The 19,643-nt window shown below is 64.9% G+C and carries 27 protein-coding genes; 15 read left to right on the forward strand and 12 right to left on the reverse strand.

The features are described 5' to 3' along the window. The first annotated feature begins 2 nt into the window (after nt 1-2). Nucleotides 3-1,073, forward strand: coding sequence for an outer membrane protein assembly factor BamB family protein (locus EGD98_RS21120; protein ID WP_220587033.1), 1,071 nt, complete (start codon nt 3-5; stop codon nt 1,071-1,073). 8 nt (nt 1,074-1,081) lie between these two features. Here the strand turns inward: EGD98_RS21120 and EGD98_RS03855 are convergent, their stop codons facing one another. Beyond that, nucleotides 1,082-1,606, reverse strand: coding sequence for a GNAT family N-acetyltransferase (locus EGD98_RS03855; RefSeq protein WP_220588027.1), 525 nt, complete (start codon nt 1,604-1,606; stop codon nt 1,082-1,084). A gap of 121 nt (nt 1,607-1,727) precedes the next feature. Between EGD98_RS03855 and EGD98_RS03860 the strand changes: the two genes are divergently transcribed. Further along, nucleotides 1,728-2,144 carry a DUF3054 domain-containing protein gene (locus EGD98_RS03860; protein ID WP_220587034.1) on the forward strand — a complete coding sequence of 139 codons (417 nt, stop codon included), beginning with the start codon at nt 1,728-1,730 and terminating at the stop codon, nt 2,142-2,144. Between the two features lie 53 nt (nt 2,145-2,197). Here the strand turns inward: EGD98_RS03860 and EGD98_RS03865 are convergent, their stop codons facing one another. Continuing rightward, the gene (locus tag EGD98_RS03865; RefSeq protein WP_220587035.1) at nt 2,198-2,365 is read right to left on the reverse strand and encodes a DUF7331 family protein; all 168 of its coding nucleotides are present in this window, start codon (nt 2,363-2,365) and stop codon (nt 2,198-2,200) included. 444 nt (nt 2,366-2,809) lie between these two features. Between EGD98_RS03865 and EGD98_RS03870 the strand changes: the two genes are divergently transcribed. Both EGD98_RS03870 and EGD98_RS03875 read left to right on the forward strand, forming a co-directional pair. Continuing rightward, nucleotides 2,810-3,028 carry a DUF8015 family protein gene (locus EGD98_RS03870; RefSeq protein WP_220587036.1) on the forward strand — a complete coding sequence of 73 codons (219 nt, stop codon included), beginning with the start codon at nt 2,810-2,812 and terminating at the stop codon, nt 3,026-3,028. Nucleotides 3,029-3,099: 71 nt separating this feature from the next. Continuing rightward, nucleotides 3,100-4,095 (forward strand): ornithine cyclodeaminase family protein, encoded by a 996-nt coding sequence (locus EGD98_RS03875; protein ID WP_220587037.1) that lies wholly within the window; start codon nt 3,100-3,102, stop codon nt 4,093-4,095. Here EGD98_RS03875 and EGD98_RS03880 read toward each other — a convergent pair. The 3 genes from EGD98_RS03880 to srp19 all read right to left on the reverse strand — a co-directional run bounded on the left by EGD98_RS03880 (nt 4,092) and on the right by srp19 (nt 5,731). Continuing rightward, nucleotides 4,092-5,156, reverse strand: a complete 1,065-nt coding sequence (locus tag EGD98_RS03880) for a presenilin family intramembrane aspartyl protease PSH (protein WP_220587038.1) — start codon at nt 5,154-5,156, stop codon at nt 4,092-4,094. The two genes, EGD98_RS03875 and EGD98_RS03880, sit on opposite strands and share 4 nt — an antisense overlap. A gap of 72 nt (nt 5,157-5,228) precedes the next feature. Next, nucleotides 5,229-5,456, reverse strand: coding sequence for an H/ACA ribonucleoprotein complex subunit GAR1 (locus tag EGD98_RS03885; protein ID WP_220587039.1), 228 nt, complete (start codon nt 5,454-5,456; stop codon nt 5,229-5,231). Continuing rightward, nucleotides 5,453-5,731, reverse strand: a complete 279-nt coding sequence (gene srp19 / locus EGD98_RS03890) for a signal recognition particle subunit SRP19 (protein WP_220587040.1) — start codon at nt 5,729-5,731, stop codon at nt 5,453-5,455. Before srp19 ends, EGD98_RS03885 begins: the two co-directional genes overlap by 4 nt. A 92-nt stretch (nt 5,732-5,823) precedes the next feature. On the opposite strand from srp19, the gene EGD98_RS03895 reads away from it, so the two are divergent. Continuing rightward, nucleotides 5,824-6,579 (forward strand): CAP domain-containing protein, encoded by a 756-nt coding sequence (locus tag EGD98_RS03895; RefSeq protein ID WP_220587041.1) that lies wholly within the window; start codon nt 5,824-5,826, stop codon nt 6,577-6,579. Here the strand turns inward: EGD98_RS03895 and EGD98_RS03900 are convergent. Both EGD98_RS03900 and coxB read right to left on the reverse strand, forming a co-directional pair. Beyond that, nucleotides 6,576-7,007, reverse strand: coding sequence for a MaoC family dehydratase (locus EGD98_RS03900; RefSeq protein ID WP_220587042.1), 432 nt, complete (start codon nt 7,005-7,007; stop codon nt 6,576-6,578). The two genes, EGD98_RS03895 and EGD98_RS03900, sit on opposite strands and share 4 nt — an antisense overlap. Nucleotides 7,008-7,067: 60 nt before the next feature. Then, nucleotides 7,068-7,886: a cytochrome c oxidase subunit II gene (gene coxB / locus EGD98_RS03905; RefSeq protein ID WP_220587043.1), complete on the reverse strand. Its 819-nt coding sequence runs from the start codon at nt 7,884-7,886 to the stop codon at nt 7,068-7,070. 392 nt (nt 7,887-8,278) lie between these two features. On the opposite strand from coxB, the gene EGD98_RS03910 reads away from it, so the two are divergent. From EGD98_RS03910 to EGD98_RS03950, 9 genes are all read left to right on the forward strand, one after another. Further along, nucleotides 8,279-10,006 (forward strand): hypothetical protein, encoded by a 1,728-nt coding sequence (locus EGD98_RS03910; RefSeq protein ID WP_220587044.1) that lies wholly within the window; start codon nt 8,279-8,281, stop codon nt 10,004-10,006. A gap of 48 nt (nt 10,007-10,054) precedes the next feature. Next, the gene (locus EGD98_RS03915; protein ID WP_220587045.1) at nt 10,055-10,327 is read left to right on the forward strand and encodes a hypothetical protein; all 273 of its coding nucleotides are present in this window, start codon (nt 10,055-10,057) and stop codon (nt 10,325-10,327) included. A gap of 14 nt (nt 10,328-10,341) precedes the next feature. After that, nucleotides 10,342-10,617: a hypothetical protein gene (locus EGD98_RS03920; protein WP_220587046.1), complete on the forward strand. Its 276-nt coding sequence runs from the start codon at nt 10,342-10,344 to the stop codon at nt 10,615-10,617. A gap of 64 nt (nt 10,618-10,681) precedes the next feature. After that, nucleotides 10,682-12,079: a heme o synthase gene (locus EGD98_RS03925; protein ID WP_220587047.1), complete on the forward strand. Its 1,398-nt coding sequence runs from the start codon at nt 10,682-10,684 to the stop codon at nt 12,077-12,079. Next, nucleotides 12,076-12,774, forward strand: a complete 699-nt coding sequence (locus EGD98_RS03930) for a DUF7546 family protein (protein ID WP_220587048.1) — start codon at nt 12,076-12,078, stop codon at nt 12,772-12,774. Before EGD98_RS03925 ends, EGD98_RS03930 begins: the two co-directional genes overlap by 4 nt. Nucleotides 12,775-12,835: 61 nt before the next feature. Then, nucleotides 12,836-13,036 carry a hypothetical protein gene (locus EGD98_RS03935; RefSeq protein WP_220587049.1) on the forward strand — a complete coding sequence of 67 codons (201 nt, stop codon included), beginning with the start codon at nt 12,836-12,838 and terminating at the stop codon, nt 13,034-13,036. 47 nt (nt 13,037-13,083) lie between these two features. Further along, nucleotides 13,084-13,314, forward strand: coding sequence for a SelT/SelW/SelH family protein (locus EGD98_RS03940; RefSeq protein WP_220587050.1), 231 nt, complete (start codon nt 13,084-13,086; stop codon nt 13,312-13,314). 49 nt (nt 13,315-13,363) lie between these two features. Then, a complete protein-coding gene (locus EGD98_RS03945; RefSeq protein ID WP_220587051.1) occupies nt 13,364-14,308 on the forward strand; it encodes an ABC transporter ATP-binding protein in 945 nt (314 codons plus the stop codon). Continuing rightward, the gene (locus EGD98_RS03950; RefSeq protein WP_220587052.1) at nt 14,305-15,045 is read left to right on the forward strand and encodes an ABC transporter permease; all 741 of its coding nucleotides are present in this window, start codon (nt 14,305-14,307) and stop codon (nt 15,043-15,045) included. Before EGD98_RS03945 ends, EGD98_RS03950 begins: the two co-directional genes overlap by 4 nt. 47 nt (nt 15,046-15,092) lie before the next feature. Here EGD98_RS03950 and EGD98_RS03955 read toward each other — a convergent pair whose 3' ends face one another. The 5 genes from EGD98_RS03955 to pan1 all read right to left on the reverse strand — a co-directional run bounded on the left by EGD98_RS03955 (nt 15,093) and on the right by pan1 (nt 18,675). Beyond that, the gene (locus EGD98_RS03955) at nt 15,093-15,590 is read right to left on the reverse strand and encodes a hypothetical protein (protein WP_220587053.1); all 498 of its coding nucleotides are present in this window, start codon (nt 15,588-15,590) and stop codon (nt 15,093-15,095) included. 2 nt (nt 15,591-15,592) lie between these two features. After that, entirely contained in the window at nt 15,593-15,766 is a 174-nt protein-coding gene (locus EGD98_RS03960) for a DUF1059 domain-containing protein (RefSeq protein ID WP_220587054.1), read from the reverse strand. A 121-nt stretch (nt 15,767-15,887) separates the two neighbouring features. Further along, entirely contained in the window at nt 15,888-16,697 is an 810-nt protein-coding gene (locus tag EGD98_RS03965; RefSeq protein WP_220587055.1) for a helix-turn-helix transcriptional regulator, read from the reverse strand. A gap of 64 nt (nt 16,698-16,761) precedes the next feature. Further along, on the reverse strand, nt 16,762-17,391 hold the full coding sequence (locus EGD98_RS03970; RefSeq protein ID WP_220587056.1) for a DUF420 domain-containing protein: 630 nt from the start codon (nt 17,389-17,391) through the stop codon (nt 16,762-16,764). 69 nt (nt 17,392-17,460) lie between these two features. Beyond that, nucleotides 17,461-18,675 carry a proteasome-activating nucleotidase Pan1 gene (gene pan1, locus EGD98_RS03975; RefSeq protein WP_220587057.1) on the reverse strand — a complete coding sequence of 405 codons (1,215 nt, stop codon included), beginning with the start codon at nt 18,673-18,675 and terminating at the stop codon, nt 17,461-17,463. A gap of 153 nt (nt 18,676-18,828) precedes the next feature. On the opposite strand from pan1, the gene EGD98_RS03980 reads away from it, so the two are divergent. Then, the gene (locus tag EGD98_RS03980) at nt 18,829-19,566 is read left to right on the forward strand and encodes an NAD(P)/FAD-dependent oxidoreductase (RefSeq protein WP_220587058.1); all 738 of its coding nucleotides are present in this window, start codon (nt 18,829-18,831) and stop codon (nt 19,564-19,566) included. Nucleotides 19,567-19,643: the final 77 nt, after the last annotated feature.

A 19,643-nucleotide genomic window follows, 5' to 3' on the forward strand; every position in this document is an offset into this window, starting at 1 on the left:
CGGTGGCGACACGCGGCGGGACGGACACGCTCGTTCTGGGCGCCGAAGGCGATACCCTGTACGCGCTGGACGCCGAGACCGGCGATGTTGCATGGCGAAAGTGGGCAGACGGTCGTATCTCGGCTGCCCCGACAGTGGTGAACGACGCTGTCTATTTCCCCGGAGACGAGCAGCAGCTCTACGCGGTCTCTGTCCAGGACGGCCAGGGACTGTGGCGTCACGACCTCGATGCAACTGTGGCGGCGTCCCCGACTGTGGCGTACGGCACCGTGTTCGTGGCCGGCGGTCCCACGTTAGAGGCAGTCGACACGAGTGATGGGAGTCGACGGTGGAAGACCGACGTCGAGTACGAGTTCGAAACGGCACCGACTGTGCGAGACGGGACGGTCTATGTCACCGGTTCGGAGTACCGCTGTGGTCCATACCCGTTCGTGTACGCGATAGACGCCACTGACGGCACCGAACGGTGGTCGGTCGGGGCAGAGGACCATCCCGGGACAGTGCCGACAGTCGCGGGCAGTCGACTGTTCCTCGCAGACGACGGGTATCTGTTCGCGATAGATGCGGTCGACGGCACCCTCGTCTGGAAGCGACAGTTCGACGACATCGGAACGTCGCCGACAGTGGTCGACGGTGACATCTACGTCTGTGGCGACGGGCACCTGTACGCTCTGGATGGCCACATCCAGCGGTCGGCCGACGCCTCGCGGGCGATACTGGGTGGGGTCGGCCATCACGACGAGTGGCGCTACACCGGCGACACGCTCGCCGAGGCCGGGATGGACGCGAGTGCGTGGCCGCCCGAGGACGCCTGGCCGCCGACGGTCGAGATGCAGACGGAACCGCCGGAGCCGACGCCCAGACCCACGCCGACGCAAACCCGGACGGCAGAGGCTGGCCAGTCCTCGCCCACGTCGACCGACCCGGCGACACCCGAAAATGCCTCGTCGACGCCGACCGGCACAGCCCAGTCGACGACCGGCGGCGACGGGCCGGGGTTCGGTATCGTAGGCGCGCTCGCGGGGCTCGGTGGCGCCGGCTACCTCCTCCGGCAACGCACCGACGAGGAGTAACCGACCGCTCAGCCCGGCGGGTCGACCACAGCCGGCGGCTCGCTGTCCAGTTTGGCCGCCAGAAACGCCCCCTCGTCCGCTGAGAGGTCTCGTTCGCTGAACACCGAAAGCCCCGACTGATACCGCTCGGTGCTCCGGTCGCCGGGCCATTCGAGGGTGAGCTCCGCGATACCGGCTTCCTCACCGGTGAAACAGAACCCCGCACGATAGGAAGCTTCGTAGGAGTAGGGATTGTTCGCCGCGATGGTGACCCGCTCGTAGCCCCGTTCCCTCGCCCGTTCGCGCACAAACCGTAACAGCCGCGGTCCGAGCCCCTCGCCCTGGCGGTCGCGCCGGACGGTGATGTAGCGGATACAGAGGGTATCGGAGTCAGTCCGGTCGTCGTCGAACGCCGCGGCGGCCACGACACCGTCGTCGCCCACGACGGCCTTCCCAGTCGAGGTCATGACGAACTTGCCGGCGTAGGCGAACTCCCGGTAGTCCAGGCGGAGGGGGTGCTCGTCGTCGGGCCAGCCCAGCAGCGCGAACTCCATACCCATCGTAGCGGCGCCCGTCATGTAGTTCCCACCCCAACGTTGCGCTTCGCTGCGGGCGAGGGCCCGCGAGCACGGCGGAAAACGGGAAACCGAAGTACGAGGAGTTCCAACCCCGGATATGAGCGTAGCGACGGCCGACCGGAGCCGTATCGACCTCTCCCAGAAGACGGCCCTGCTGGCGGCCGGTGACCTCGCCGCGATACTGGCGTTCATCGTCCTCGGTAGCTCCTCGCACTCGTACGGACCGTTCGATGTCGTCCACATCGCCGGGGCGTTTGCCCCCTTCCTCGTCGGCTGGCTCCTGGTGGCCGGCCCCGCCGGCCTCTACGCCAGCGACGCTCCGGGGACGCTCGCGAACTCGACGCTCGTGACCCTGCTCGTCTGGATCGTCGCCGTCGCCATCGCCCAGGCGCTCCGGGCCACGGGCCTCTTTCCCGGGGGCGCCGCGCTCACCTTCGCCGTTGTCTCGGTGCTCGTTGGCGGGCTGTTGCTCACGCTGTGGCGCATCGTTGCGACGGTGACACTCGCGAGATAATCGACCGTAGAACTGTTCGGTTCGTCAGCGGCGGTCCGCCCGTGTGGCGACAGTTACCGGAGGTCGGCTACGTCGAGGGACGTCGACGACTGGATCCACGCCTGATGGTTCTCCCGGTCGTAGATGACGAACTCCTCGTCACCGATGTTCAACTCGGCGTATCGCCGTGCCGGTTCCTCGCTTCGGGCGTCGTTCGTATCGTCCGTGGCGTTCGTACTCATTGGTTTCGCCGGGGCAGACCCCGGGAACTCCCTCCAGTGCTTGCTATCTCGTTACCGACTATAAGCACTCGGACCCAGTTATCATTCGATAAAATAACGTCCGCACCCGAATCAAAAGGGTGGATGACCGATTTCACATTCTGAAAACGGCGTATACGCCGGACGCTGACAGGTGCGTTTCCGACCGGACGATGCGGTCATCTGTGGGTGTGGGTTATACCCACAATAGGTATCAGAACGAAATGCGGTCACGAGCGCTTCTACGTCAGTATATCGACAATCTCGTCGTCTGGGTTTTGGCGTCGACCACTCGCCCATATCTTCATAACTTATGAAAATAGCACCAATATTAATCGGAAGAAGTATCTGGTGCCTACAAAAAATCCTATGCAAGATTTACGCGAAACTCTTATGTACCCCTCTCCCATAGTATAATTTACAATCATGACGGGTTATTACGACATTGTTCTCGGGCTTATCCCACTTGCTATGGCCGGTATCACTGGCGTCCTCGTCCTGGCCGGCTTCGCGCTGACGACGGCGATTCCGCTGGCGTCGGTCGTCGCCGTCGGCCTCATCGGCCACGCCATGTTCGTGAACGCACCGGTCGACCCCGTCCCGACCGAGACCGTTCAATCCGACCCGGTCCAGACCGCAGACTGACCCCGACCCTCTCGCCTCTCGTTTTTCTCTCGCCCATCGCCGTTAAGTCGCCGACGGACCTACTGTCTGCTATGTCGACCGCCCTCTTTCTGTCGAGTGCCGAAATCGCCGAGCTGGCTCGTCCCGAGGAGTACGTCGACCCGGTCCGTGCGGGCTACCGAGAACGCGGCCACGGCGCCCCGGCGGAGCCCCGGACGACGCTGTTTTCCGACGCCCCGGCTGGGATGCTGACTGGCTATCTGGCCATCCTCCCGGAGACGGGCGCGATGGGCGGATACACGTACGCCGCCGGCTTCGAGGACCGGGACGCCCACTTTGCCCTGCCTCTCTTCGACGCCGACTCCGGCGCACCGCTGGCCCTGCTGGACGGCGCGAGCATGAACCCCCACAAGACGGGTGCAGCCGGTGCCGTCGGCGTCGACGCCCTGGCCCCGGTCGACGCCTCGGACCTGGCAGTCATCGGGAGTGGCACCCAGGCCCGCGGCCAGCTCCGGGCGACCGCGACGGTGCGGGAGTTCGACCGCGTCGAGGTGTACTCGCCCACGCAGTCACACCGCCAGGCCTTCGCTGCCGAGATGAACGAGGAGTTAGACGCCACCGTGGCCGCGGTCGCCTCCTCGGCTGCCGCCGTCGAGGGCGCTGACGTCGTCATCACCGCGACCAACGCCGACGAGCCCGTCTTCGATGGTGAGATGCTGGACCCAGGGACCCACGTCACGGCGATGGGACAGTACCACCCGGGCAAACGCGAACTCGATACGACGACCATCGAGCGGGCGACCTACGTCCCCGACCTCCGCGCCCGTGTCACACAGGACGCCGGGTCGTTCATCCACGCCGTAGAGGAGGGGGTCGTCGACGAGGACCACGTCCACGCCGAACTCGGCGAGGTGCTCGTCGGCGATGCACCCGGACGGGAGTCGCCCGACGATATCACCGTCTTTGACTCCGGCGGGACGGCTATCGAGACCGTGGCCGCGGGCAAGATGCTGTACGACCGCGCCGTCGAGGCGGGCGTCGGCGAGGAGATCGACTTCGCGCCCGCGAGCGAGGCGATGGACCGCTAGACGTACGGTGTCAGTCCGAGCGCTTCCACGAGGCCGATGCCGGCCACCACCGCTCCCAGCAGGTAGCCCGCGATAGTGCCGCCGTTCAGAAGTGGGAGTCCCGCGTGCGCACGACCTTTGAGTACCAGCCACAGCAACACCGCGAGGCCGAGGAAGGTTCCGACCATGGCCGTGACCGCCGGGAGTGGCACGCCCAAGACTGTTCGCACGCCCGCGGGCGCGAAGAAGGCGGCACTGGCGACGAGGATAGCCGGGATGATGGCGTCGCCGAGGCCGATAAAGAGTGCGTCCCGCTCTAGGGGTCCCTGGTGCATCTCGTCGTCGGCCGGTTCCGCGTCCGTCGCCGGCGCCGCGTCGTCGGCTCCCGTCTCGTCCGCTTCGTCGTCCCCAGTCTCGGACGCTCCACCGTCGTCCGTTTCAGCCGTCTCCCCGTCTTCGCCCGCCGGGTCCGGTGTCGTCGCGTCGAGGAAGGAGTACGACAGCGACAGGGGAATCACGAGCACAACGGGGACTCTGAGGTCCATCACTCCCGAGGCGAGTGTCAACATATGTTCGGTACCGTACACGCTGATAGCGTCGTACACCGCGAGTACCGACAGCAACAGCAGGGCGGGGAGGATACCGAAGCTGATGCCAAAGAGGCCGGCCGCGGCCGCGCCCATCACCGCGCCGGCGGTATCGATGACGTACCACTCCGGGTACACGAGCAGTGCGACGCCCAGCAGCGTCGCCAGGGCGAGGGCGACGACGTTGAAGCCACCGACGTACACCGGCGGCGCGACCAGGCGGAAGATGTACAGCGAGAGCCACGCGCTGGAGAAGACGATGAGTCCGCGGATGAGCTGGTCGGCGTCGTATTTGAACGCGAGCAACATCCCGCCCGTTGCCAGGAGGATGGCACCGACGTAGACGATGCTGTTGGTCGGGTCCGACGGGTCCTCGACGGCCTGGTAGCCGGCCGTCTTGAACGGCTCGACCAAGGCGAGTGCGCCCACCTGGACGAACAGGAATATAAATCCGATGAGCGTACACCCGGCGACGGCACGCCAGCGTCTGTCCATGCCATCCGTCGCACAGGGCCGGATTTCAGCGTTACGGACTGCTCTGATGGGACCCAGCCACACGGCTGTCCGTCATCGCGCGTACAGCGGCGACCCCAGCAGCGCCGGGAGGTGGACCCCACTGCTCGGCGAAACAGCCATGTAGGGTTGCTCGACCGGCCCGAACACGTCGACGACCTCGCCGACCGACGTGAGCTCGTCGTCGACGACTCGCGTGCCGATGTCGGCGTAGCTCTCGTCGGTGGCCCGGACCACGGCCAGCCCCTGTGCCAGCCGCTCGACCGAGCCCACGCGCCTCATTCGCGCAGCACCTGGACGTAGGCGGCGACGGCGCCCAGCAAGTCGGTCTTCGTGGCGTCGTCGGCGTCCTTGACGACCACGCGGCCGCGCTGTTCGCGTTCGCGGGGGTACGTCTTGTCCCGTTCGATGACGGCGTCGTAGCCCACCTGCTGGACTGCCTTCGCTATCTCGTCGACCGTCGGCTCTGTCACCGCCAGGTCGCTGGGGACGCGACGTCCCTCGCTGCGCGAGCGCTCCGCGTCGAACGCGACCGGCCAGATGACGTTCTCGACCATGTCGGACAGTCGCCACCCCTGAGTTAAGTGCTTTTCCGACGGTCCCGGGGAAGGTATACACTTACATGATTGTGCATACAAGTCGGGGCCAGATGGTCAACAAAGCCTTCCTCAGTCTAGCCGCAGTCGTGCTGTTTGCCGTGTTCGGAACAGGGGTCTTCGTCGGGATGCAGGTCGGCGGGCTATCCGAGGAGGGGCCCGACGGCCCAGAAGCCTCGGAGACGAGCCCAGAGACAACCGACACACAGGTCACTTCGACGCCCTCCGGGTCCGACTCGACGACCGAACCGTCGGACGACAGTGACGTCGACGACGAAGATATCGTCGAGCGCGAAACGATTCCACCGCGTGAGTTCAACGAACGCAACATCAGTGCCAGTGTCGTCGAGAGCATCAACGACGCCCGCGAGGCAGAAGGGTTAGAGCGGCTCTCGACCACCGGCAGCACGGCCGAGGACCTGCGCCTTATGGCAGGTAGTCACAGCGACGCCATGGCGGACGCCGGCCTCGTCAGACACACGATAGACGGCCTCACCAGCACCGAACGATACGAGCAATACGGCCTCTATGACACCTGTCAGTTCCAGGTCGAGAGCTACATCGAGAACGCCGATAACAACGATCTGGAGGTCATCGGGCGGACCTACGCCGGGCAGAACTACCCCGACAACGGGACTCAGCGGTTCAACGAGAACGACACCGAGGTCGGTAACGCGCTGACCGAAGACTGGCTGTCGACCCCGGTTTTCGAGGACCGGCTACTCCTCCCTAACGCCGGCCGTATCGGCGTCGGCGTCACCGTCACGAACACCGGCTCTGTCTACGCGACGGTCAACATCTGTAGCTAACGTCGTTCCCACAGGACCTGGGCCACCATCGAGAGGACGGTGTCACCGCGCTGTGTCGTCGTCGTCACCTCGATGGCGACCCTGCCGCGATCATCGTCGAACGGCTCTTTCTCGCGAATCTCCGTACTGACCGAGAGCCTGTCGCCGGGGCGGACCGGCTCGGGCCACCGGAGCGAATCGACACCGAGTGCCCCCAGCGCTCGGGAGTCGGTCAGCCAGCCATCGACCAGGAGCCGCATCGTCATCGCAGCCGTGTGCCAGCCGCTGGCGACCAGCTCGCCGAACATCGACGCCGCTGCGGCCTCCGGGTCGGTGTGTATCGGCTGTGGGTCGTACTGCCCCGCGAAGCTCGTCACCTCCTCGGCTGTGACCTCGTACTCGCCAAAGCTGTCGGTGTCTCCGACGGCAAGCGCTTCGAAGTACTCCATAGTGCCGAAAGGGTCGGTCGCGGCCTAACGGTACCGGAAAAACAGCTCGAGGAAAACGTATCAGGCCGGAGTGGGCGTCGGGGTCGCCGTGCCCGACGTACTGTTGTCGGCCGTGCTGTTGTCACTGCTGGTCTCGTTTCCGCTACTCGAGGACTGCTGATCCTGTATCCACTGGTCGTACTCGTCCTGTGGCATCACCTGGACGGTCCCGAGCATCTTGGAGTGGCCCGAGCCACAGTACTCCGCACAGTAGAGCTGGTAGGTGCCCGTCTCCGTCGGGACGGTCCGGAGCTGGTTGTACTGGCCCGGGAAGGCGTCGGCCTTCAGCCCGAGGCTGGGCACGTGGAACGCGTGGAGCCAGTCGGTGGACGTGACCCGCAAGTTCACTTCCTGATTGGCCGGCAACCGGAGCGTGCCCGTGGAACTCACCGCCGTCGACTGGTCGAAACTGGAGCCGTTGTAGTAGAACGTCCAGCCGTAGCGGTACGCTTCGACCTCGATGTGCTCGACCTCCTCGGTCTGGAGGTCCGCCTGATTGGTCGATTCGGCCGTCACGAAGGGGCTGGCCAGCACCTGGTAGGACGCGATGCCGACGAACAGGAGGATGACGGCCGTCGCGACCGTCCAGGTGATCTCCAGTCGCCGGTTCTCCATCGTCGGCAGCGGCTCCTCTTGCTTGCGGAACTTCCAGACGGTGTAGATGAGAATCCCCTCGACCAGCACGGTGATCGGGATGGCCACGTAGAGCAGATTCATGTTGAGGTTCCAGATCTGCTCGACCGTCGTGGAGGCCGATGGCTGTGCGGCGACGGGTTCGGCGGCAAGCGCGAGCAACGCAGCGCCGAACAGCGCGACCAGACCGGCGCGTCTCCGAGTCATGTGCGCGGCTTAGGATTTCGGGGATAAATAACTGCTGTCTCTGTCCTGTCCGACGGTACCGTTCGTGAGACCGCTTGGCTGTCCTATCTTTATACGGCGACATCAGCAACCGCCCTCGGTGGCCGTTCCGTCACGAGCATATACGACAGTGACAAAGATGGTCGGCGTGACTCCCGTGGTGCGGACTCGATCGACGAGGGCAACGGGACGCTGGGAACATAAATCAACCATATCGACGCGGAGAGCGAGCACAGAGGACCGCGGTTCCAGCATCAACATTGCGTCGACAGCTGTACCGACGACGGACATATTTTCATATGAAAGAATCTAAAAGAAAGACAGTCGATACACTCTACATGCCTCAATCCTCCCCTGATAGTCGACTTGCGGAGATGGAATCGCGACTCGACCGACTCGAAGCGGAAAACGAAGCGCTCCGGGCTGCCCTCGACGACAGCGGTCGCCCAGCCATCTCTCGGCGGACAGCTCTGGGTGCCGTCGCCGGGCTGGCCGGTCTCGCATCGGTCGGCTCCACGAGCGCCGACATAAAGCAGTCTGACGACGGATACGACCTGGGCTCCGATGCGGCTCCCCTTGACGTCCGTGCCGGCGAGCTTCGGGCAGACAGTATCACTACTGACTCCCTCACGGGACCCGATGCTGGCAACTCCATCACGCAATCGCTCCGTGACGGCTACATCGTCGGCGTCACAAACGGGTATCAACTCACCGTGGACCCGAGAGACTACACGGATGCTGGGAGTGCCATCGATGATGTCAACAAGAAACTCGTGGCCAACATGATTGGCCATAACATCGGTTTTGTCTACTTTAGCCCCTACGACCCGGACGGCAATATCCTCACAATCACGCAGCCGATTAAATTCGGGAGCGGCAAAGGCGAGGGGACCGTCCTGCCGCGAGGTTGGGGTTTCGGCGGCGGAGGCCACTCAGCCATACAGTGCAACGTCCCGCAGGGTGAGATGACGATGGAGGTTCGGGGCGACAAAAAAAACGGGAAGACCGTTGCACTACAGGGAACGTGGTTTGGGGGTTTCGTGCTTGATGGGGCGACCAGCGGCAGTCCGAACAACATCGGCGGTATTGAATTAAACTTCCTTGGCGGCTTCTACATGAAAGACATCTTGCTCAAGGATTTTGACACTACAGGCAACTCTGATAATGATGATGTGCCAAACCCAAAGGGTGCATTTGTCTTCAACACGCGCTGTTTCAACTCTTTTGTTGACCACACGACGTATCAAAACTACTACGAAACCCCGAACACGGACGTGTGGGTCTTCCGCGACGACTACGACGCAGAAAAGAGTAACCCCGGCGAAATAGTCCTGGGTCACAATAACGGGACGTACTCTAAAACCAGTACAAATGGATTCAACAGTGGGGTTCGGATTGACTCGACTGACGCCGACACGATAACCTTCAACGGCCGCATCGAGGGTGTCGGCGGCGACGGCATGATATATCTCGACAACTCTGAGGCATATCTCAATATCGGCTCGGGGGCAGAGTTGGACCGTATGGAGGACCAAGACGGCACGGGAACGCCGAAGGTGTACGCCAAGAACTGCTATGGCCTCTACATATCGCCGAATGCCTACATCAAGACAAACAAGACCGGAGCCCCTCTCGTCAAAATAGACAATATCACTCGGGGGTACATCATGCCGATTAACAACGATATCGGGGACGAGACCAGCGCAAAAGCAATAGCCCTGAACGACGATTCAAGCCCTTCGAACCCGATTGTCGTTCCGCGTGAGACTATGCTGCCTGGCCCTGTTGAGTATCCAGACCCGAGCTGGCAGGGGATTGTCTACCCAGACGGCTGGCAACTCTACCGCGAGGGGACGACGGAGCTCTCTGCTGGCGGAGACACTCAGGCTAATCAGTTCGCGGGGAAACCCGAAGAGAGGGTCCGTGGCCCCCACGAAGGAGCCGGGTGGGCCGTCCAAAATGAAAAACAGAACGCCGGCCACGAGCCGGAATTCTACTGGAAGTTCGCCAACAACAACGCCCAGCGAGAGCTGTTCGTGCGCGACAACTCCACGTCTTCCACCGGGTCAATTACCATCGACTGGCAGATAGAGCGGAGCTAGTAAACCGCGTCGGCCATACGACATGAGGCTCTATGCAGTAGCCTGGCTATGACCACCGACAACCGGCAGTTGCAGCAGACACGAGATGCCTTCGATAATGTCTATTTCAACCGGACGAACGCCTTCGATATTGCCTCGCATTACCCAAACACGCCCGTTCGCTGGCGGATTTGTGTTGACGGGAACAGAGTGGTTCCCGAATACGATTCTGTTAGTTGGTACAATCATGCTGACGATTTCCGCGAGATAACCCAGAATGCTGGCGAGACAGTCGTGTTTGAGACGCTAGAACAGCCGAGATACGTTTCCAATACGAATTAGCCCTAGCTTCGCGTGTGCACTCAACAAAGCAGGCGATGATTTGCAAGGCGACGATCGAGGCCAACTCGACGACACTCGTTACCAGGTTTGCCGGCCTCCCCGGCGAGGAGTTCAAGCTGACCAACCTCACAGTCGATTCCAACCCGGACGCAGACGTCGAGTTCCAGAAGGTGTATGGCTGGCGCGAAGTCTCTAACGAGGACGGGAAACAGGCCGTCAAGATAAACGAGACGGCGGGGACCTCGTTCGACCTGTCGTGGGAACTGCACAAACGACCCGCTGAGGACTGAGATCGCTGGTCGGAGGGCCACGAAAAGCGAGGAGTCTAAGTGTGCGCCGTCAAAGGGTGTAGCAATGGCAGAGAGTCGGACCTTCACCGGGTTGTTGGCCGCGACGGCAGTAGGTGTCTATCTGCTGGTCATCGCCGGTGCAACGGCGACCATCACGGACGCCGTCACAGCCTGTAGCTCCTGGCCACTGTGTCAGGGGCCGGTGACGCTCGCCGAGCCCGACCTGCTGATAGCGCGCGGGCACCGCTTGATTGCGGCGGTCGTCGGAGCCCTCGCACTGGGAACGGTCGGGCTGGGCCTGCGGACGACGACGCGCAGACGGGTCAAAGCCGCTCTGCTCGTCGGTATAGCCCTCTATCCCGTCCAGATTGCGCTGGGTGCGTTCGTCGCGACCTCCGGGGCGACCGCCGTCCCCGGTGTCCATCTCGGCGTCGGCATGGCTATCTTCGTCTCGTTCGTGCTCGCGCTCGCGTGGCAGCTGGAGTTCGAGACGGGCGACGACGACGAGACGCCGGTCGAGGACCTCTCCCCGGCGCCGATACCCGACGAAGACGAGACGGACTCGCCGACCCCGGTCGCCGCGCTCTCGACGAAAGAGCGCGTGCTGGGCACCCTGGGCGCGTACTTCCGGCTGATGAAACCGCGACTGATGTGGCTGTTGTGTCTGGTCGCCGCCGCCGGGATGGCGCTGGCGGCCGGGCCCGCGCTGACGACCCGGACCGTCCTGCTGACCCTCGGTGGGGGCGTGCTGGCTATCGGCTCCTCGGGGACCTTCAACCACGTGCTCGAGCGCGATATCGACAAGCGGATGGACAGGACCTCGGACCGACCCATCGCGACCCACCGGATTCCGGTGGCCAACGCGATGGCCTTCGGCGTCGCGCTCGCGGCCGCAGCCCTCGTCCTGTTCTGGCAGGTCAACGTGCTGGCGGCGGCGCTGGGACTCACCGCAATCGTATTCTACAGCGTCATCTACACGCTTGTCCTGAAACCGAACACCGTCCAGAACACGGTCATCGGCGGGGCCGCAGGGGCGCTGCCGGCGCTCATCGGCTGGGTCGCCGTCGAGGGGTCGCTGGGGCTGCCCGGCATCGCGCTGGCCGGCGTCATCTTCCTGTGGACGCCCGCCCACTTCTACAACCTCGCGCTGGCGTACAAGGACGACTACGAGGCCGGCGGCTTCCCGATGATGCCGGTCGTCCGCGGCGAGACGGAGACACGCAAACACATCGTCTACTACCTGGGCGCGACGCTCGTCGGGTCGGGCGTCCTGGCGGCGCTGACATCGCTGGGCTGGCTGTACGCCCTGACCTCCGCGTCAGTGGGGGCCGTCTTCCTCTGGACAGTCATCCGGCTGCACCGCGAGCAGACCGAGGGGGCCGCCTTCCGGGCGTTCCACGCCTCGAACGCCTATCTGGGCCTGCTACTGGTGGCCATCGTCGTCGACTCACTCGCCCTATGAGCACGCTCGAGAACGACTGGCGCGGGCTGGTTCCGGAGGGCCGCTCGCTCGCGCTCTGGGCGGTCGTCCTGAACACGGAGCTACTGCTAGTGATGCTGTATCTCCTCTTGCTCCCCGGCGCCGCGACGGACCCGTTCCTGCTTGCCTTCCCCTTTATCTGGCTCAACGTCGCCGCCTGGGTGCTCCTGCGAGTGCGACCCGCGCCCGCCTCCGACCGCCGTCGATACCTCGCCGCGGCCGTCGCCGTCGGTTACGGCCTCCTGCTGGGCTACGTCGGTGGCGTCTTCGGCACCGGTGGGGCGGGGACGGGACTCCGCGTCGTTCTCGCGGCACCGCCCGGCTTTGCCCCGTCGTTCGTCTACAGCGGCGCGACCCTCGCGGTCGTAGTCACGCCGTGGAAGGTGGCTGGCTATCTCGCCCTGTCGTATCTCGTCTACGTCACCGTCGTCGACGCCAGCGGCGGCCTCGCCGGCGGCGTGGTCGGCCTCTTCTCGTGTGTGAGCTGTGTGCTCCCCATCGTCGCCTCGGTCGTCGGCGGGGCCATCGGCGCCGGCGGGGCGCTGTACCAGGTCGCGCTCGCCCAGTCCTACGGCCTCTCGACGGCTGTCTTTCTCGTCTCGGTGGGCCTGCTGTACGCCGTCCACCGGTTCGATATCACCGTCGTGAGTGGGCTCCGGCGTGCGATAAGCCGCTGAGCCCCTGTTCTTTCAGGCCGTCTTGCGACAGCTTTTCGGGCGCGCCGCGAGTCTGACGGCTGTGGACCTCCCCCTCCCGCTGCTCGACGTCGCCGAACGGACCCTCATCACCCTCGGTCTCGTGGCTGGTGCCGGCTCGCTTCTGCTGTGGGCCGTCGGTGGCGTCTCGCCGGTCATGGTCCCGGTCGGTGTCCTGTTGCTCCTCCAGTCCGTCCACTACCTGCGAGAGCGGACCGCCACAGAACACGGGCTGTCGGACTGAAAGCCCGTGTCGGTGGTTTTGTCACCACTCGCGCCCTACGAGCGGGCATGACGGACGTCGAAGTCGAATACTGCGTGCCCTGTGGCTTTCGCGACCGGGCACTGGACGTACAGCGAGCGATTCTGAACGCACTGGAGACCGACCTCGACCGCGTGAGTCTGGTGACGGGCGACCACGGGGTCTTCCGGGTCACGGTCGATGGAGAGGTGGTCTACGAGAAAAGCGAGGACGACTACGACGTCGACGGTATCGTGCGGCAGGTCCGCGAGCGGCTGTAGCCGCCGGGAGAACGGAACGGCTTTCGGCCATCGATTCTGACCCACAGGTATGACCGAGGTACTCGTCGCCGAAGACGTCCGCCGTAGCTACGGCGACACCGTCGCGCTGGACGGCGTGTCGCTGTCGGCGACGGCGGGCGAAGTGCTGGCGCTGGTCGGCCCGAACGGGGCGGGCAAGACGACGCTCGTTCGCGCGCTGACCGGAACCACGGAGGCTCAGGGGCGCGTCGAGCTGTTCGGTGAGGCGCCGACGGTGGTCGACCGCGACCGCATCGGCCTGCTGCCCCAGTCCTTTACGCCCCACGAACGGCTCACTGCCCGAGAACTGGTCGCCTACTACGCCGGGCTCTACGACGAGACACGGGACGTCGACGCCGTGCTTGAAGACGTGGGCCTGGCCGACACCGCCGATACCCACTACGAGAACCTCTCGGGCGGCCAGCAGCGTCGGACCTGCGTGGCGACGGCGCTCATCAACGACCCCGACCTGCTGGTGCTGGACGAGCCAACGACCGGCATCGACCCGGCCGGTCGGCAGGCGCTGTGGGAACTACTGGAGGGGCTGGCAGACCGCGGCGTCACCATCCTCGTGACGACCCACTACATGGAGGAGGCACAGCGACTGGCCGACCGCGTGGGACTGCTGGCCGACGGACGGCTCGTCGCGCTCGACGCCCCGGAGGCACTGGTGGCCGACCACGGCGGCGATAGCCAGCTCCTCGTCGACGGGGAGTTCGACGCGGCCGCTGTCGACGCCATCGACTACCCGGCCGAGACGACGCTCCGCAACGGCCGACTCGTCGTCTACGGGGTCCGCCCGGAGTCCATCGGCGGCGTCGTGGACGCGCTCGACGCGGTCGGGCTGGGCTACGACAGCCTGACGTGGAAACAGCCGGACCTCGAAGATGTCTATCTGGAACTGACCGGGACCGGTGTCGGCCGGGCGGGCGAACCGAAGGAGACTGCCTCCGCGGCCGCTGGAGGGGCCAGATGAGCCGCCTCGGGCGACTCCAGTCGGAGTCCAGAGCGGCGAGCCGTGCGTTCCTGCGCCGCCGGACCGCCGTCTTCTTCACCTTTTTCTTCCCGCTCATCATCGTCGTCATCTTCGGGGTGCTGGTCCAGACGCGGCCCGGTGGCGGCGGGCTGTTCACCCGCGAGCCGGCGTACTACGTGCCGGGCTATCTCGCAGTGGTCGTCCTCTTCACGCCGCTCTCGCGGGTCGGCAGCGAGGTCGCACGCCACCGCGACGGCAACCGCTTCGAGAAGCTGGCGACTACCCCGCTCACCCGACCGGAATGGCTGCTGGCCCAGACGCTGGTGAATACGGTCATCATCGGGCTGGCGGGACTCCTCCTGCTCGGACTGATGGTGGTCCTGACCGGTGCAGACATCGTGTTCTCGCCGGTCTTGCTCCCGTTCGTCGTGCTCGGCGTCGCACTGTTCTGTGGCGTCGGCGCGATGCTGGGGAGTCTCGCGAGTTCCCAGGACGGCGTCATCTCTGCGAGCAACGGTATCGCCCTGCCCTTGCTCTTCCTCTCGGAGACGTTCGTCCCGCCGGAGTTGCTCCCGGCGTGGTTCCCCACGTGGCTCTCGCCGCTGACCTATTTCTCCCGGGGTGTGCGCGCGGTGAGTACGGGCGACGGTGCGGTCCTGGTGCCGCTGGCAGTGCTCTCGGTCTGTGCCGTCGTGTCCTTCGCCGTGGGCGCGACGCTGTTGCCCCGGACGGACTGAGCCGACGGGACGCGAGTGTTCTGCTGGAAAAAATACGGCGGTTGTCCTTACGATTCGGCCATCCCCTGGTAGGAACGGATGGCACCCGCAACGAAGACCAGCGTGGCCAGGTATATGGGGCCGAGATGGGTCAGCCAGTCGTGGGCGAACGCCCCGCCGGTCCAGTGCATCGGGAGGGCGATGGCGAGGGCGACCACAGCGGCGACGATGGCCGTGGCCCACGCCCACCTGCGCCGCTCCTGGACGCCGTACCAGGAGAGGGCCGTGATCGCGATACCTGTCGAGATGATGAAGGCGGCCGTGGCGACGTGCAGATGACTGATGTAGTAGGCGACGGCCGGGTTCAGCTCTGCAGGCGTCAGCCCGCCGAGCGTGCTCACGCCGAGTTCGAAGCCGCTCCCCAGGAAATTCAGCGCCAGGAAGACGACGCCGTAGCCGACGAAGGCCAGGCCCGCAAGCGACATCAGGATGGACCCCTGCTGGAGCGCCGAGCCGTGCTCGACGCTGGTCGATTCCTCGGTGACTGATTGGCCGGTTTCTGGCATGGTCAGACGGTCTCTAGGTGTTCGGTCCTGAGTTCGTCGTCCGTGACTTCCTGTCCGTGGACCTCCTGCATGTGGTCACTGGCCAGTTCGACGGCCTCCGATTCCTTCTCCGACTGGACGATAAATCGGCAGTCGGCCGCTGCGCTCTCACAGTCGAGTCTGTATGCGTCAGTCATTGTCTATCACACCTCGGTAGATGAGACGACGAGAGCGAGGCTGAGGTAGCTACCGGTTGACAGATTCCCAGCCACTGACGGCCCGGCAGCCGGTGGGAACCGGTCACTGTCTGCACGGGTATCACCTCGTCGACGGTTCCACTGCGAGCGGGGTGCTCTCGCGACGGAACGACTGGTACCGGGACTCGACCCAGTCGCGGGCCGTCGGGTCGTCGGTGTCGACGAGCACGCGGACGGTCCCGCTGTCGGGGTCACAGCCGGTGAGTGCGACGCGGTCGTCGAAGCGCCCGAACCCGTAGGACGGGACGTCGTCGTGTGTCCGAACCGTAAGCCCCGGGCTGTGGACCGCGTTGCCGGACCGCTCGGCCGGTTTCGCCCGGAGGCAATCGACGACGTCCGGCGGCTCGATAATCTCGGCGTCCAGACCGTCCTGACACCGCTTTCGGAGCTCGGCCAGACACGGTTCGAACGTAGCGAGGCCGAAGCCCACGAACCGAAACCGGTCAGCTCCCCGGAGCAGCGACAGGAACCGGTTCACCGGCCGGTACGGGGCGGCGGGCTCGGCGGTCGTGACCACCGCGTTCGACCACAGCGAGACGGTGAAGCCGTTCGCCTCGGTCGGGAGCAGGTGCCAGACGTCCCGGAGCGCTCGCTCGGTCTGCAGTCGGTCGAGCAGCTCCGCCATCCCCGACGCGACGAACGCACCCAGCTCCGTCGCTTCGTACTGGCCGCCGTCTCTGCGGACCCAGTTGCGGTCTTCGAACACTCGCAGGGTGCGCCTGATAGTCGACTGCGACACGCCGGTGCGCTCGCGAAGCGCGGCCCGGTCCACCGGGCGCTCGGCCAGCGTACTGAGCGCGGTCACGCGATGTGGCGACCGTGCGAGATACTCGACGTCGGTGAGTGGTGAACTCGACGCGCTCGTGGCCATGTGATATATTCGCACACCAACAAGTTAGCTCATTCGCCCGGCGTGTCCGAGCCTGGCTGTCGGCTCAGCGTCGCAGTTTCGGGCCGACGATGGCGAGCAGCAGTGCGGCCTCGCCACGCGGCTCCCACATATAGATGTGGTTCAGCATGACGTAGGTGACGATACCGAGAAAGAGCGAGAGCCCCCAGGCGGCGACGGCGATGCGGCCCACCTTCGCGTGGGCTGTTTGCCGGAGTTCGTCGGGCGTGTGTGACAGCCCCAGCACGACGGCGTGGACCACGACGGGGACCGAGATAGCCGACAGCAGGATGTGAATCGCCAGCATCACGAGGTAGGCGTAGTAGACGGGCCCCTCGACGAGGATGGCTTTCTCGAAGCCGCCGCCGACCTTCAGGAGGTACATCGCGAGGAAGAGCACGATGAGCCCGAAGGCGCTCAACATCGCCGCCCGGTGTTTGCGGACCTGGTCGGTCCGGATGAAGTAGACGCCAGCGACGATGGCTGTCAGCGCTGCGGTGTTGACGACCGCGATGGCGTCGGACAGCAGGATGACGGTCTCGTTACTGATGGAGGGGAACGGGAAGACCCCGCCGAAGGTCCCGAACACGAGGACGTAGCCGACGAGCGATACGACGGCGGTGACACGGCGCGGGGAGGCTCTCGCCTGCGACTGGAGTCTGTCTGCGACGGCCATACCGGAACTGAGAATTCGAGGGGTTTCCGTGTTCTGGAACGCGAATCGAAAGCAGGTGGAGCGAGCGCTCTAGGCGAACGTCTTCGAGACGTCCTCGTCTTCCTCTTCGTCCTGCTGGATTTTCTCCCAGGCGTCGTGGAAGTCGGCCATCCGGACCTCGGTGCGGTCGTCGCGGATGGCGAACATCCCGGCCTCCGTACAGATGGCCTTCACGTCGGCACCGGATGCGTCCTCGATCTCGGCGGCGAGGTCGGCGAAGTCCACGTCGTCGGCGATGTTCATGCTGCGGGTGTGAATCTGGAAGATCTGCTCGCGACCCTCGACGTCCGGATTCGGAACTTCGATGAGGCGGTCGAACCGGCCCGGGCGCAGGATGGCGCGGTCGAGCATATCGAAGCGGTTGGTGGCCGCGATGATGCGGATGTCGCCGCGGTCGTCGAAGCCGTCCATCTCCGAGAGGAGTTGCATCATCGTCCGCTGGACCTCGGCGTCACCGGAGGTCTTCGAGTCGGTCCGCTTGGCCGCGATGGCGTCTATCTCGTCGATGAAGACGACGGCGGGCTCCTCCTGACGGGCGAGCTCGAAGAGGTCCCGGACGAGCTTGGCGCCCTCGCCGATGAACTTGTGGACCAGCTCGGAGCCGGCCATCTTGATGAAAGTGGCGTCGGTCTCGTTGGCGACGGCCTTGGCCAGCATCGTCTTGCCGGTGCCGGGCGGGCCATGTAGCAGGACGCCGCTCGGCGGCTCGATGCCCACGTCCTCGAACATGCCGGGGTTGATGAGCGGCATCTCGACGGTCTCGCGTACCTCCTCCATCTGCTCTTCGATGCCGCCGATGTCGGCGAAGGTGACGTCGGGCGACTGGTCGACCTGCATCACGCGAGCGCGGACGTCCGTCTCGTCGTTGAGCTGTTTGACGATAGACAGCGAGTTGTTGACGGCGACGCGGTCGTCTGGCGCGAGGTCCTCGCGCATCTCGTCGGTGACCTCGGTCAGGGCCTCCTGGTTGTTGCCGTGCTGTTTGATGATAGCACCGTCGTCGTTGAGCTCCTGGACCGTGGCGACAAACAGCGGCGACTGCTTGAGCTTCTTGTTCTCGTGAGTGAGTCGCTCCAGTTTCTGCTGGTACTTGTTGTTCTCGGCGTTGGCGTCCAGCAGCTTGTCCCGCATCTCCTCGTTCTGGGATTCGAGCACCTCCAGACGCTCCTGCAGCGCCTCTATCTTCTTTTGCATGGAGGCGCCCTCGTCGTAGGGCAGGTCCACCTCGTCGACGGTGTCGGTCATTATGCCCCCACTAGTGGGTGAATCATTAAGAGGCTTCGGGTAGTGCCAGAAACCGATACCGGCGGTAGCGACCCGGAGAACACCGAAGACGGCAGTCGCTCCGACCGCTCCTGAACCGGCAGTTTTCTTTCCGGCCGTGGGCAACCGTCCCCTATGGCAACATCGGACACCTCGGTAGTCGTCGTCGGTGGCGGCGTCGCGGGGCTCTCGGCGGCCCTCTACACCGGGCGTGCGGGACTCCAGACGACCGTCGTTTCGACCGGCGACTCCATCTTGCGGCGCAACGCCCACCTCGAGAACTACCCGGGCTTCCCGGCTGGCATCAACCCCCGGCTCCTGCTGGACCTGTTGGAAGAACAGGTCGCAGACGCCGGCGTCACGTTCGCAGACGGTCGTATCCAGCGGGTGACCAGCGAGGGCGACGGGTTCGAACTGCTTTCCGCCGACGGCGACAGCTACGACGCCGACTACGTCATCGCGGCCTCGTGGGCCGACGCAACCTATCTGGAGGGGCTGGACGTGGAGTTCGTCGACCGCGGGTCGAAGACGTTCGTCGGCGTCGACGACTTCGGCTCGACGACGGTCGAGGGCCTGTACGCGGCGGGCCGCCTGGCCGAACAGCACCACCAGACCGTCGTCGCCGCCGGCCACGGCGCACAGGTCGGTATCGCGGTCGTCGAGGACAGCGACGTCGACTTCTACCACGACTGGACGGTCCCGGAGGGGTATTTCACCGGCCGGGGCCGCGAGGTCCCGCCGGGGTGTGAGGAGATTGACGAGGCGGAGCGCGAAGACCGGGAGGCCGCGTCGCTGGAGCGGATGCGCGAGGCGTTTGCCGAGCCACATCCCGAGGCGCCGACGATGCATCCCAGTGTCGCCGAAGACGAGTGACGCCGGTAAGCACGGATTTCCCGCACGAGTCGTGGATCCGCCGAGCTTACGCTGGATATCGACGACATAACCAAGCG

The sequence above is a fragment of the Haloarcula salinisoli genome (genome assembly GCF_019599405.1).
Taxonomy (GTDB): domain Archaea; phylum Halobacteriota; class Halobacteria; order Halobacteriales; family Haloarculaceae; genus Haloarcula; species Haloarcula salinisoli.